The sequence below is a fragment of the Sunxiuqinia dokdonensis genome, assembly GCF_001270965.1.
Lineage (GTDB): Bacteria > Bacteroidota > Bacteroidia > Bacteroidales > Prolixibacteraceae > Sunxiuqinia > Sunxiuqinia dokdonensis.
Window position 1 is genome coordinate 1 of sequence record NZ_LGIA01000002.1, and the last position, 13,291, is coordinate 13,291.

A 13,291-nucleotide genomic window follows, 5' to 3' on the forward strand; every position below is an offset into this window, starting at 1 on the left:
TTCCATCTACCTGGCCGGTTCTGTTAACGATGGGAAAGCAACCATCATTGACCTGGTCAGGGCTTTCGAGAGGATGTTTCAATGAGGTGAATAATGTCGGGCCGAAGAAAGTCGATGACCGGGCGAATGGAATCGATATTCGGGACTTCGCGAATATAGAGCGCCCCACGCAAAAAATGGCGGCTGCTGTCGGTCAGATAAAACTGAATGGGCGATGCGGCATTCCCCTCAATAGAATAAATGGTGCCATAAACGCTTTTGTCTGGATTCACAAACAGGCGTTCTTCTATGGCGTCGGCTTTAATGGAATGGTCGTAAGCCAAACGCCGTGATTCTTCCAGATGCTTTTTCAAATCGTTGTTCAGTTGGGCATAACTCAGGTGCAGATCGGCTTTATTTTTTGGTGTGCTGATGGTAATCCAGCTTGAATCGGCATGGCCTGTTGACATTGAACGGGCCTCGGAATAGTCAGCAATTTCAAAAGAGTAGGGGAGATCCTGTTTTAACGCATGATAGGTTTTCTCAGGAAAGTCAATTCGAAAATATCCCCGCGGTTTTGGTGTATATTCTTTTTTGCAGGTAGCCAATAGCAAAAGGAGCGCGCCAATGAAAATCATCCGGTTTTGCATAGAATCATTCGTTAGTTGATTTCAACTTTGATTTTTTTGATCCGCCGGTTGTCAACAGCCTCGATTGAAAAAGTGAAATTTTCGCAACTTAATTTTTCATGGGTGACCGGTATTTCGCCTTTTAGTTCCAGAATCAATCCGGCCAGGGTATCTGCATCGCCCTTATAGTCGTCGAAAATATGATCGTTGGTTCCGGTAATTTTATAAAAGTCGTGCAGCAGGATTTTGCCGTCAAACAAGTACTTGTTTTCTGCTATTTTCGTAAAGTAGTTTTCTTCTTCATCAAACTCGTCGGCAATTTCGCCTACAATTTCTTCCAACACATCTTCCAGGGTCACAATGCCCGAACTTCCGCCGTACTCGTCAACCACGATGGCCATGTGTACTTTGTTTTTCTGAAACTCTTCGAGCAGATCGTCAATCTTTTTTGTTTCAGGAACATAAAATGGCGGACGAATGATGGTTTGCCATTTGAAATTTTCCTTTTTATGAATGTGAGGAAGCAAATCCTTGATGTAGAGGATTCCTTTAATGTTGTCGAACGAGCCCGAATAAACCGGAATGCGCGAGTAACCTGATTCGTTGATCAGGTTAATAACTTTGTTGTAGGAATCTTTGAGGTCAAGTGCTTCAACATCAACGCGCGACCGCATGATTTCCACCACATTTTTGTTTCCAAACTTAACAATGCCTTCCAGAATTTCCTTGTCTTCAGCATGCTCGTGTTCCAGGGTGAGTTCGAGCGCCTGAGATAGTTCATTGACCGAAATATTTTGTGCCTGTTTTTGAAAACGCTTGTTAACGAAAGAAGTTGAATAAATAAGAATTGAGTTGATTGGCCGAAAAATTTGCTCCAACACTCGCAGCGGAAGGGCCATCAATCGGGCAAATCCGAGTGGATGCCTCGTTGCATAAACCTTGGGGACGATTTCTCCAAAAAGCAGCAGCACAAAAGTGATCACTACGACCTGGATCATGAAACCCAGGGTAGGCGACGAAGCAAAGTTGAATAGTTTTCCGGTAGTGTAGGCCGAAAGAATAACGATGCCTACATTCACAAAATTATTGGCTACCAAGATGGTAGCCAATAATTTCTCAGGACTTTCAAGATTCTTTTGGATTGCATGATTCTGCTTGCTTTTTACAGATTTGAGTTTTTCCTGATCCTGCGGGCTCATGGAGAAATAGGCTACTTCAGAGCCTGAAATCAAAGCCGAAGAGAATAGCAGGACAAAAATGAAAGCAAGACTAAGAATTACAGCCGTTGTTAACGGGTAAAATTCAATTTCCCAGTTAATTGCTGTGAGTATCGGTAAAGGGTCTGTTTCCAATGAAATCAATTTAAGTTACTAAAATGGCAAATCGTCTTCTTCGTTCGGTTCAAAGTCCGGTTCGCTGACACGATTGTCCTTTTCATTTTGTGGGGCGGCGTGTTGGTTGTCGTTGTTTCCACCCTGATGGCGCGGACCTCCGAGCATTTCCATATTATCGCCGTAAATTTCGGTTGTGTAACGCTTGTTGCCTTCTTTGTCATCCCACGAGCGGGTACGAATCCGGCCTTCAATGTACAAACGGTCACCTTTTTTTACGTATTGCTCGACAACTTTTGCCAAGCCTCTCCAAATAACAATGTTGTGCCATTCGGTTGTGGTTACTTTCTCACCGTTTTTTGCGGTGTAGCTCTCAGAGGTCGCCAGCGGAAAATTGGCTACTGCGACGTCTTTGTCAAGATATCTGACTTCAGGGTCTTTACCAACATTTCCGACTAAAATTACTTTGTTTACTGACATAGATTAGGATTTTAAAATTAAACAATAATAAATTTACAAAATTTCCTCCTCTGAGAGGTCATAATTTTAAAAAATTTCACGAACTGCACGATTTGGACCCTAAAACCCTTCCTAACTCCTACGAACGAATCAAATCCAATTGTGTTGTTCCAGTTCTTTTTCGATTGGTTTTGGAACGGCAAAGTTAAAAATATCTTTTTTATTCACCCTAATCAAGGGCGATGGGATCTTCATTTTACCATCGATTTTCAGGTAGATAAACCGGTAAAAAATATGTTGGTGGGTTAGTACTTGCTTTTGCCAGTGACTTTCTTTTTTTATTTGAATTTCCGTTTCGGGCGAAAAAAGCATTTCGTAGTTTTTCAATATCACAGCAAGCTCGCTTTTTTCGTTGGTTTCAGCCATCGGAAACTCATACAGGTTTTTCCAAATGTCATTTTCAGTCCTTTTATTAAGGTAGGTGTATTGCTCATGTTCAATGACCAGGTAATTAAAATAACGTTTCCTGATTTTGGTTTTTCCTTTTTTTATCGGCAATAAATCGATGGTCCCGTTTTTTCGGGCAGCACAGTGCTGGTTTAACGGGCAGCTTTCGCAATCCGGGTTTTTGGGTTTGCATTGAATGGCTCCAAACTCCATGACTGCCTGGTTGAAGTTACCGGGCTGGCTCGGGTCGATCAATTTGTTCGCCAAGTGTGTAAATTCCTTTTTCCCTTTGCCGGTGTCAGTGGGCGTGTGTATTTCAAAAACACGCGACAGGAGCCGGTAAACATTGCCGTCGACCGTGGCATGCGGCAGACCAAAGGCAATGGATGCGATGGCCGCAGCGGTATATTCGCCCACACCTTTTAAGCGGAGTAAGCCTGCGTAGTCAGCCGGAAATTCTCCGCCGTGTTTTTCAACAATCATTTTGGCGGTGTGGTGCATGTTGCGTGCACGGGAATAATATCCAAGCCCCTGCCACATTTTCAGGATTTCGTCCTCCGATGCAGCAGCAAAATCATGAATGAAAGGAAAGCGATTTATAAATTTCAAATAATAGGCCGTTCCCTGGTCAATACGGGTTTGCTGCAAGATAATTTCCGACAGCCAAATGGCATACGGATCAAGGGTTTCGCGCCAGGGGAGCTCGCGCTTGTTCTTTTCGTACCAATCCAGAACAATATGGGTGAAAGAGCTGTTTTTAATCATAACTGCTTTAAAATCTATACGAATTGCAAAAATAATTCATTTCAGGTGTATGTAGTTTTTAAATAATTTTTATTTTTGCACACCGATTGACGCGAATTATATAATTTATTGAAAACTAAATATTTTAAGAGATGACTAAAGCAGATATTGTTAATGAAATTAGCAAGAACACGGGAATCGAAAAAGTAACAGTACAAAAAACTGTCGAGGCTTTTATGGAAACAGTAAAAGACTCGCTCACTGAAGGAAGAAATGTATATCTTCGGGGATTTGGTAGTTTTATCGTGAAGAAAAGAGCTGAGAAAACAGCACGTAACATTTCCAAGAATACAACAATTATTATTCCTGAGCATTTCATTCCGGCTTTTAAACCAGCCAAAACATTTGTTGCTCAAGTTAAAGACGAAGTAAAAAAATAGAGTTATGCCAAGCGGAAAAAAAAGAAAAAGACATAAGATGGCTACGCACAAGCGTAAAAAGAGACTACGTAAAAACAGACACAAGAAAAAGAAATAGTCTTACGCTTTTTTTAGCAGTAGCTTAGAAAAGAAAAAAATGATTAAACCTAAAGTGCGAAAGTGCTTTAGGTTTAATCTGTTATTAACTAATGTAAAAAGTTACATTATCAATTAAAATCAAAATAACGTTGTGAGTAGCGATCTAATTATTGATGTCTCTCCCTCTGAAGTCGTTATTGCCTTATTAGAAAATAAACGCTTAGTTGAACTTACCAGGGAAAAAAGCGGAGCAAAATTTGCCGTCGGCGATATTTATTTAGCCAAGGTGAAAAAAATTATGCCGAGCTTAAACGCTGCATTCATCGACGTTGGTTATGAAAAAGATGCATTTTTGCATTATCTCGACATGGGACCTCAATTTTCAACTTTGAATAAGTTCATGAAAATTGCCAGTTCCAAAAAGAACCGTATTTCTTCATTATCAAAAATTCACTCTTTGCCCGACATTAACAAAGAGGGCAAAGTAACAGAAGTGCTCAAAGCCGGCCAGAACATTTTGGTCCAAATAGCCAAAGAGCCCATTTCTACCAAGGGACCCAGGCTAACTTCTGAGCTTTCAATAGCAGGACGAAATTTGGTGTTGATGCCTTTTAGCGATAAAGTTAGTGTGTCGCAAAAGATTAGCTCAACCGAAGAAAAAAACAGGCTGAAGAAATTAATACAAAGTATTCGACCGAAGAAGTATGGTGTGATTGTCCGAACCGTTGCCGAAGGTAAACGGGTGGCTGAACTGGACCAGGAATTGAAAAGACTGGTTGCCAAGTTTGAAACCACTTTCCAAAAACTCAAGATAGCCACCGCCCCGGCTTTAATTGTTGGAGAGATGGACCGGACAACTGCTTTATTGCGGGATATTTATACCCCAACGTTTAACAGCATTATCGTGAACGATGCTGCTGTGGCCGATGATATAGCAGATTACATTGCGACTATTGCCCCGGAAAAACGAAAAATCGTTAAAACCTACAAAGGCGGACAACCAATTTTCGAATATTTCGGAGTGGACAAGCAAGTAAAAGCGTCATTTGGACAAACCGTTTCATTTAAAAACGGCGCTTACCTGATTATTGAACATACCGAAGCTTTTCACGTGATTGACGTCAACAGCGGCAATCGGTCAAAAGCAGGTGTTGATCAGGAAACCAATGCACTGGAAGTGAACCTGGCAGCAGCCGAGGAAGTAGCGCGACAGTTGAGGTTGAGAGACATGGGAGGAATCATCGTGATCGATTTTATCGACATGCATGGTGCAGGAAACCGACAAAAGGTTTTCGAACGTATGAAGGAGGCGATGGGAGACGATCGCACCAAACACAACATACTGCCATTAAGTAAGTTTTGTTTGATGCAAATCACCCGCCAACGGGTAAGACCCGAAGAGCATGTGGAAACAGCTGAAGTCTGTCCATCGTGCAAGGGCACCGGCAAAGTAATGCCTTCTATTCTCTTTACTGATGAATTGAGCAGCAAAGTCAACTACATTTTCAAAGATTTGAACAAAAAGAGTTTGACATTGAAAGTTCATCCGTATGTAGCCGCTTTTTTAACCAAAGGAATTCATTCCATCAAAAGAAAGTGGGCTTTTAAGTATTTCAGAAGAATAACCGTTGAAGGTGTCAACGCCTACAGCTTTCTGGAATATCATTTTTACGACGATAATTTGGAAGAAATTATTCTTTAAATACCTGAAAATCCCGGACGAGCAGTTCGGGATTTTTTATTTTAAACTCATTAACAATCATTCAGCTTTCTTAGGATGTATCCAAATATATTGATATTAAAATATTTGTATCGAAGAAAGCATCAGCGAGTACATTCAAATGGTTGAAAGTCATTTCCTGAACAAGCATTTCCTGACTATCTTTGTTATATTCATCAAAAAATTAGAAGATATTCACATGAAACTAAAAAAGCGCATTCTTACAATCGTTCTGCTTTTGTTTGCATTCCCCGTATTTTCACAAGTGTTGGAGCCGGTCAAATGGAGCTTCGATTCAAAACAGGATGGAAAAGAAGTCCAGCTCATTTTTAAAGCGACCATCGAAGAAACGTGGCATTTGTATGATACTTATCTTCCGGAAGGTGGCCCGGTGCCTACCTCAATCAACTACGAAGATACCAGCCACTTTGAATTTGTTGGTGACTTGCAGAAGAACCCGGAGCCGGTAGAAGAGTTTGACCAAACTTTTCAAATGAACCTGCGGTTTTACAGCAACCAGGTGGAATTTATTCAAACTGTTCGCTTAAAGACTGATGATCCACTGGTTATTGCTGGCTATGTTGAATTTATGTGCTGCGACGATGAAGTCTGTTTGCCGCCCACCGAAGTCGATTTTAGCTTTTCCTTTAATGGCGCTGGCGCCGAAGAGGACGGTACGGGACAGACAGAAGCCCTGCCGGCAGCAGGCGATCAACAAAAAGCGTCGGGCCGCGTGCTAACCGATAAAGGTAAAGAAGGCTCGACCGAAACGCTTTGGCTGTTTTTCTTTTTTTCATTTCTGGCCGGCCTGGCAGCGATTCTTACGCCCTGCGTTTTTCCGATGATTCCGATGACGGTTTCATTTTTCATGCATAGCGGCAAGTCGAAGCTCAAATCGCGGCTGTATGCGGCCTTTTATGGTTTCTCAATCATCGCCATTTATACGGTTGTTGGAACCGTAGTCGCTGTTGTTTTTGGTCCCGATGCGGCCAATTGGCTGAGCACACACTGGCTTCCCAACATCCTGTTCTTTATTATTTTTGTGCTGTTTGCCTTTTCTTTTTTCGGCATGTTCGAAATTGTGATGCCCGGTTGGTTGGTCAATAAGTCGGACAAGCAAGTGGATAAAGGCGGATTTTTAGGGTCTTTTTTTATGGCCCTCACCCTGGTGCTGGTTTCGTTTTCGTGTACCGGGCCCATTGTGGGTGCAATTTTGGTTGAATCGGCCGGTGGAGCGGTGTTGAAGCCCATTGTTGGTATGTTTGCCTTTGCGCTGGCGTTTGCCCTGCCTTTTACCTTATTTGCCTTGTTCCCTGGATGGCTGAGCAACCTGCCCAAGTCAGGCGGTTGGCTGAATTCGGTGAAAGTTGTGCTGGGCTTTTTGGAACTGGCGCTGGGTTTAAAATTCCTGAGTATTGCCGATCAAACCTATCATTGGGGAATCCTTGACCGGGAAGTGTACCTGGCACTTTGGATTGTCATTTTCACTTTGCTGGGACTGTACATACTGGGTAAGTTGAAGTTCTCGCACGACAGCGATTTGAAGTTCATTTCGGTTCCCCGCCTGATGATGGCCATTGCTTCTTTTACTTTTGTCGTGTATTTAATCCCGGGGATGTTTGGTGCCCCGCTGAAAGCCATTGCCGGTTACATTCCGCCTCAGAGTACCCATGATTTTGACCTGCATAAGATTATTCGTGACGAGGTGCGTTTGGTGAGTTCAACCGGTGGCAGTATAGGTTTTTATGAAGGAAGTGAACAATGTGAAGAACCCAAGTTTGGTGAGTTCCTTCATTTGCCTCATGGCTTGGATGGCTATTTTGACTATGAACAAGGGATGGCTTGTGCCAAAGCATTGAACAAACCGGTGTTCATCGACTTTACCGGGCATGGCTGCGTGAATTGCCGGGAAATGGAAGCTGCCGTTTGGTCCGACCCCAGGGTGCTGGCACGACTTCAGAATGAATTTGTAATCATCGCCTTGTATGTGGATGACAAATCGAAATTGCCTGAAAGTGAATGGGTGACCTCGACCTACGATGGCAAGGTGAAAAAGACTTTGGGAAAGAAATATGCCGACTTCCAGATTACCAAGTTTGGCGTGAATGCACAACCTTACTACGTGTTGACTGATACTGATGGGGAGCTGTTAGTGGAACCGAAAGCTTACGATTTAAACCCGGATAACTTTGTTCGTTTTTTGGATGAAGCGCTGGCCGAATTCGACAAGCGTAAATGATTGCCGTCTAGTGCCTTACTTATTTGTCGCGGCTGTCAATCATTGTCATTTGTAGCCATTTTATTGTCATTGATCGAAAACGACCTATTGACCATCTCATGACCAGGAATGACTTTTTAATGACATGTAGCCATACGTAATTATATCGTTTGACTATGCAAAGGAAGTTGCAACATTTTCTGAAAGGGAATGCTTGCAGCTTTTTTATTTTGCTGCGGGCGGACTAATTTGTGATCAACTGGTGCTCCTGATAGAAAAAACGTATTTTTGAAGCGCTGTTCATTCTACCAAAAACCACTTGAAGATGAAGGAATACATTCAACTGTTGCAGAAACTGATACAAACCCAATCGTTTAGTAAGGAAGAAGAGCCTGCCGCCCACCTGATTCGCCGGGTGCTGACCGAGAAAGGAATTTCGTTTCAGGCTAAAAAAAACAATACCTGGGCAAAGAATGCAAACTGGAAAGATGGCCTCCCCGTAATTTTGCTAAACTCGCATGTTGACACGGTTCGACCGGCTAAAAACTGGACCAAAGATCCGTTTGGTGCCGAACTGGACGGTGATGATTTGTATGGGCTGGGCAGTAATGATGCGGGAGCTTCGCTGGTGACGTTGTTGGCCGTGTTTATTCATTTCAACCAAAAGAATGACCTGCCATTTAATTTGATCTATGCCGCTTCGGCTGAAGAGGAAATTTCGGGGCCCGATGGTATGGCCAGTCTGATTGGCGAATTGGGGCCGGTTGATCTGGCCATTGTTGGCGAGCCCACACAAATGCAAATGGCGATAGCAGAAAAAGGGCTGATGGTGCTCGACTGCACCGCGCACGGAAAGGCAGGCCACGCGGCTCGTAATGAAGGTGAAAACGCGCTTTATAAAGCGCTGGACGACATTCAGAAATTACGTGATTACCGTTTCGAAAAAACATCGGAAGTGCTGGGAGAGGTGAAGCTGTCGGTCACGCAAATCCATGCCGGCTCGCAACACAATGTGGTGCCCGACCAGTGCACTTTTGTGGTGGATGTGCGCACCAACGAACATTATTCCAACCAGCAGGCTTTTGAAATCATTGCTGGCTTGATTGGGTCGGACGTCAAAGCCCGCTCGTTTCGCCTGAATTCTTCGGGAATTGAACTCACGCATCCCATTGTGAAACGCGGGCTTGAGCTTGGCTTGACTTATTATGGTTCGCCAACCACTTCCGACCAGGCGGTGATGCCGTTTCAATCCATCAAGATCGGGCCGGGCGACAGCGCGCGTTCACATACGGCCGATGAATACATCCGGCTTTCGGAAATTGAAGCGGGTTTTAAAACCTACGTGGCCTTGCTTGACGGGTTAATCTTGAAAGCCTCAGAATTCGGTCATGCCTAACTGTTGTTGAAATTCCTTTGAAGGGGAGGGGGCATTGCTCCTGCTTGCTTCGACCATTCCCTTGGCTTGCTTCGACCATTCCCTTGGCTTGCAGGCACCGTCCGCTTAGCTTGAAGACCCTGTTCCCTTGCTTTGCAGACTCCCTGGCCCCGGCATGTAACCGTTTTGCCCTTATACACAAATTTATGCGCTTTGATTCTCCCTTGATCTGGATTTTTTTTATAGAACCAGAAGATGGAAGCCAACGGAAAAGTTTCTATCCTTAAGTCCCCCCACTTCACCATAAGGTGAAAGCAGCGAAGGCCGTCAAAGTCGCCCGGGCCGGCGTTGGCGGGAAGGATTTTTGGTGGGTATTCAGGGTTGTGCGCCGGAAAGAAAAAATCCTGACGCGGGGAGAAGGATCACTTTGACTAGATTTTTGCATCCTTTTTATCAATGAAAAAGGATATGCCCGTCCGGCATAAGGACAAAGAAGCATTGAGGGTAAACCATTATATTTGTGTCTAAGGTAGCCTTATAAGCGGAGACAAACCCTAATTGAAGTCTTCCTTTTTCCTATGATGAATTATTCTTACTTTTGCGTGACTTGACCAATACTTTTACTGAAAATTATGCAGTGGACCAAACGACAAATCTCAATCATCGGCATTGTGGCAGTGACCTCTTTTATGGGCACTTTTCTGATTTCGTCGGTGAATATTGCTTTGCCAGCCATCGAAAAGAGCTTTGGGCTCGATGCCGTGAGCCTGAGCTGGGTGGTTACTGCCTTTTTGCTGGCCACGGCCATGTTTTTATTGCCCTTGGGGCGCTTGGGCGATTTAAAAGGCATTCGGCGCCTGTTTAAGTTGGGCGTGCTCATCTTTACCTTGTCGTCGTTGGCATGCGGTTTGGCAGGCTCAGGCTATTGGCTGATCTTTTTTCGCTTCATTCAGGGCATTGGTGCCGCCTTTACGAGTACCACCGGGCCGGCCATTTTGGTGTCTGCCTTTTTGCCGCAATATCGGGGGCGGGTGCTCGGTCTTTCTGTTTCCGCTGTATACCTGGGACTGGCGTTCGGCCCGTTTGCCGGAGGGTTGTTAACACAGTATCTGGGCTGGCGGTCTATCTTTTTTGTCTCCACCTTTTTGGGCGTGCTCACTACTTTGATTGCTTTTCTTTTTCTGGGGAAAGATGGTGAACGGGCTGATGTCGGTCAAAAGATCGATCTGAAAGGCGCGGGGGTGTATATGCTGGGGTTGGTGGCGCTGGTTTATGGTTCTTCGCAAATTGATGACGGCTCCGGCTGGCTGATGATGGGCGTTGGCGCGCTGGCGCTGGTTGTTTTTTGGATGCTGGAAAGCCGGTCGGACCGGCCGGTGATCGACACCAGGCTTTTCACCCAAAATCGCCTGTTTGCTTTTTCGAACCTGGCCGCTTTAATCAACTACAGCGCCACTTTTGCCATCGTGTTTTTGCTGAGCCTGTACTTGCAAAAGGTTCAGGGCTTGTCGCCCCGCGATGCCGGTGCCATTTTGGTGGCGCAACCCATCATGATGGCGATCTTTTCACCCATCGCAGGACGCCTTTCCGATCGCATTCAGCCCCGCTACCTCGCTACTTTGGGCATGACGATGTGTTCGCTTGGCTTGGCAGCTTTCGCATTTCTTGAAGCCAGCACACCAGTGTGGCTAATCGTGATTTTGTTGGTTTGGGTAGGATTGGGCTTTGCTTTCTTTTCTTCACCCAACATGAATACGATTATGAGCTCGGTTGCCAAAACCCAGTATGGACTGGCATCGGGATCGGCTGCCACCATGCGGGTGTTGGGGCAAATTGTGAGCATGACCATTGCCACCCTTTTCTTTGCCGGCATGCTGGGCGGGCAGGCCATTGAGCTTGTGTCAGACCAGCTGTTTATCGAGGTGATGAAATGGGGCTTCATCAGTTTTGCACTCATCAGCGTGGTCGGTATTTACTTTTCCTACAACCGGGGGCAGATGAGCCGGGCGTGAAGTCCGCCGTTTGTTTTACTCAGCGGGTGACTTGGAGTCACCCGCTGAGTGGCAGCTTGCACCCGAATTCGGTCGTCCGGTTCCGGTTAATCAGTTTGCCGTTTCTTTCCCCCGAATAGTCTAATGCCGATGAAAACTCCCAGTCGGTTATTTTCTTGACCAGGCCATCTTTTACCGGATTGGCATGGATATAATCGAAACACACCTGCGGATAGGCCTTCTCAGGATAGTCAACATGAATCATTGCGCCATACTTGGATTGAAACCAGGCAGGCGAAATGCCATCGGTTTGGGTTAGGCAGAGGGCTTTGGTTCTGTTCTGAAAAAGGCTCCCTGTTCGGTTTTCTTGTTTCTGAATAGCACGTGTATAGGATCGTAACAAAATTGAAATGGAGTCATTGAACGAACGCGTTTTAGTGAGCAGGTGACTCAAAGTCACCTGCTCACTGAGCTCAATTTGCAAATGATTAACATGCACCATCAAATGAAAATGATTGGGCATGAGGCACCAGGCTAAAATATCGGCATGAGGCGCGATGTGCTTTCTGATTTTTTCAAGGAAAAACAAATAGTTTTCACGACTGAAAAACAGCTTCTGCGAATTGTTTCCCCGGTTAAAGATGTGATACAGATGCCCGGCTTCGAATTGCATGGGTGAAGGTTTTTGAGGTTTGTATGCTAAAGATAGGAAAAACTGGCTCTACTTCGTCAGCATTACTCAGCGGGTGACTTGGAGTCACCCGCTGAGTAGCAGCTTCAAATCGAACCAGCTGCGACCAACTGTCGACAGATATCGAAGAGCAGGGTTATTGTCGTTGCAATTTGTATTTGCTTTGCTGGCCGGGTGACTCCAAATCATCCGATCAGTAGCAGCTTTACAAACAATCCAATGGACGGAGGCAGTGAATTATTCATTCGTGCATTCGTGGCTACGATCGAATAATTACATCTCCTCGATGGGGCAACACGGTTTTATGGTCGATCGGTGAGTATTTCAAACAAAATGGCGTGTTATAAGTTGTTCTTATAGTGGACTGACCTGTCTTTTTACAAATCGAATAACAACACATAAACAGCAGACTATGAAATACACAGAAAAAGTAAAACAAATAGATTGGCTCGCATACAACGTCGTGCAGCTCAAAGTTTCCAAGCCCGCTGATTTTCAATACAGCGCAGGCGATGCCGTTGAGATCAAAGCGAAAGACCAGGACCCGGGCCCTTTTACGATGACCAACCTGCCCGATGAAGATCATCTTGAGTTTGTCATTCGCATTTACAAAGACCATCATGGAAAGACAGAAGCAATTAGCAAACTGAAAGCAGGAGACGAGATCAGTTTCACCGCGCCTTTTAATACGTTTAAGCCGAAAAAAAGAGCCGTTTTCCTGGCTGGTGGCACGGGAATTACACCGTTTATTGCTGTGATGAGGTCGATGCAGAAAGCCGGAGAGCTGGACGATTGCCTGCTGCTTTTCTCCAATAAAACCAGGAAAGATCTGTTCATGGAAGATGAATTGAATGAAATGCTTGGCCAGCAGTACGACAACGTCATTACCCAGGATAAAGAAGATCCGGACTATTATGGGAATATCGACGAAGATTACTTAAAAAAACGAATTGAAGACCTGACGAGACCCATGTTGGTTTGCGGACCTCCGGCATTTAATGAAGCCATGGAAAAAGCGCTCAAAAATATTGGTGTGAAAGAAGCGCTCATTGATTTGGGAAGCTGATTACATCAATTGTCATGGAAAACGATTCTCGTGGTAGCAGGGGCAGCCGAAACCACAAACAAATTGGCCGAACATGTGCAAAGTGCTTTGATTTCTATTTGCTTTGGTAATGTTCATTAAACT

Annotated in this window: 11 protein-coding genes; 6 read left to right on the forward strand and 5 right to left on the reverse strand. The window is 44.7% G+C overall.

Annotation, left to right across the window (positions count from 1 at the left end; all coding sequences use genetic code 11):
- Positions 1-56: 56 nt before the first annotated feature.
- The 4 genes from gldD to mutY form a co-directional block, all read right to left on the reverse strand.
- Positions 57-629 carry a gliding motility lipoprotein GldD gene (gene gldD, locus NC99_RS00070; protein ID WP_053178578.1) on the reverse strand — a complete coding sequence of 191 codons (573 nt, stop codon included), beginning with the start codon at positions 627-629 and terminating at the stop codon, positions 57-59.
- A gap of 11 nt (positions 630-640) precedes the next feature.
- Positions 641-1,960 carry a gliding motility-associated protein GldE gene (gene gldE, locus NC99_RS00075; RefSeq protein ID WP_053178599.1) on the reverse strand — a complete coding sequence of 440 codons (1,320 nt, stop codon included), beginning with the start codon at positions 1,958-1,960 and terminating at the stop codon, positions 641-643.
- A gap of 18 nt (positions 1,961-1,978) precedes the next feature.
- On the reverse strand, positions 1,979-2,419 hold the full coding sequence (locus tag NC99_RS00080) for a single-stranded DNA-binding protein (protein WP_053178580.1): 441 nt from the start codon (positions 2,417-2,419) through the stop codon (positions 1,979-1,981).
- 129 nt (positions 2,420-2,548) lie between these two features.
- A complete protein-coding gene (gene mutY / locus NC99_RS00085; protein ID WP_053178582.1) occupies positions 2,549-3,610 on the reverse strand; it encodes an A/G-specific adenine glycosylase in 1,062 nt (353 codons plus the stop codon).
- 131 nt (positions 3,611-3,741) lie between these two features.
- On the opposite strand from mutY, the gene NC99_RS00090 reads away from it, so the two are divergent.
- The 5 genes from NC99_RS00090 to NC99_RS00115 all read left to right on the forward strand — a co-directional run bounded on the left by NC99_RS00090 (position 3,742) and on the right by NC99_RS00115 (position 11,432).
- Entirely contained in the window at positions 3,742-4,029 is a 288-nt protein-coding gene (locus tag NC99_RS00090) for an HU family DNA-binding protein (RefSeq protein ID WP_053178584.1), read from the forward strand.
- A 229-nt stretch (positions 4,030-4,258) separates the two neighbouring features.
- Positions 4,259-5,809, forward strand: coding sequence for an Rne/Rng family ribonuclease (locus NC99_RS00095; protein WP_053178586.1), 1,551 nt, complete (start codon positions 4,259-4,261; stop codon positions 5,807-5,809).
- A 217-nt stretch (positions 5,810-6,026) separates the two neighbouring features.
- Positions 6,027-8,066, forward strand: coding sequence for a protein-disulfide reductase DsbD family protein (locus NC99_RS00100; protein ID WP_053178601.1), 2,040 nt, complete (start codon positions 6,027-6,029; stop codon positions 8,064-8,066).
- Between the two features lie 304 nt (positions 8,067-8,370).
- Positions 8,371-9,441: a M20 family metallo-hydrolase gene (locus tag NC99_RS00105; protein ID WP_053178588.1), complete on the forward strand. Its 1,071-nt coding sequence runs from the start codon at positions 8,371-8,373 to the stop codon at positions 9,439-9,441.
- A gap of 611 nt (positions 9,442-10,052) precedes the next feature.
- Positions 10,053-11,432: an MFS transporter gene (locus NC99_RS00115; protein WP_053178592.1), complete on the forward strand. Its 1,380-nt coding sequence runs from the start codon at positions 10,053-10,055 to the stop codon at positions 11,430-11,432.
- 37 nt (positions 11,433-11,469) lie between these two features.
- On the opposite strand, the gene NC99_RS00120 is transcribed toward NC99_RS00115, so the two are convergent.
- Complete coding sequence (locus tag NC99_RS00120; protein ID WP_053178594.1) at positions 11,470-12,084, reverse strand: transposase; 615 nt, start codon at positions 12,082-12,084, stop codon at positions 11,470-11,472.
- Positions 12,085-12,514: 430 nt separating this feature from the next.
- On the opposite strand from NC99_RS00120, the gene NC99_RS00125 reads away from it, so the two are divergent.
- Entirely contained in the window at positions 12,515-13,168 is a 654-nt protein-coding gene (locus NC99_RS00125; protein ID WP_053178596.1) for an FAD-binding oxidoreductase, read from the forward strand.
- Positions 13,169-13,291 lie beyond the last annotated feature (123 nt).

Excerpts from the sequence above, each read along its gene's own strand:
- gldD (WP_053178578.1), bottom strand. The coding sequence starts at position 629 with ATGCAAAACCGGATGATTTTCATTGGCGCGCTCCTTTTGCTATTGGCT.
- NC99_RS00080 (WP_053178580.1), bottom strand. The coding sequence starts at position 2,419 with ATGTCAGTAAACAAAGTAATTTTAGTCGGAAATGTTGGTAAAGACCCT.
- mutY (WP_053178582.1), bottom strand. The coding sequence starts at position 3,610 with ATGATTAAAAACAGCTCTTTCACCCATATTGTTCTGGATTGGTACGAA.
- NC99_RS00090 (WP_053178584.1), top strand. The coding sequence starts at position 3,742 with ATGACTAAAGCAGATATTGTTAATGAAATTAGCAAGAACACGGGAATC.
- NC99_RS00100 (WP_053178601.1), top strand. The coding sequence starts at position 6,027 with ATGAAACTAAAAAAGCGCATTCTTACAATCGTTCTGCTTTTGTTTGCA.
- NC99_RS00105 (WP_053178588.1), top strand. The coding sequence starts at position 8,371 with ATGAAGGAATACATTCAACTGTTGCAGAAACTGATACAAACCCAATCG.
- NC99_RS00115 (WP_053178592.1), top strand. The coding sequence starts at position 10,053 with ATGCAGTGGACCAAACGACAAATCTCAATCATCGGCATTGTGGCAGTG.
- NC99_RS00120 (WP_053178594.1), bottom strand. The coding sequence starts at position 12,084 with ATGCAATTCGAAGCCGGGCATCTGTATCACATCTTTAACCGGGGAAAC.
- NC99_RS00125 (WP_053178596.1), top strand. The coding sequence starts at position 12,515 with ATGAAATACACAGAAAAAGTAAAACAAATAGATTGGCTCGCATACAAC.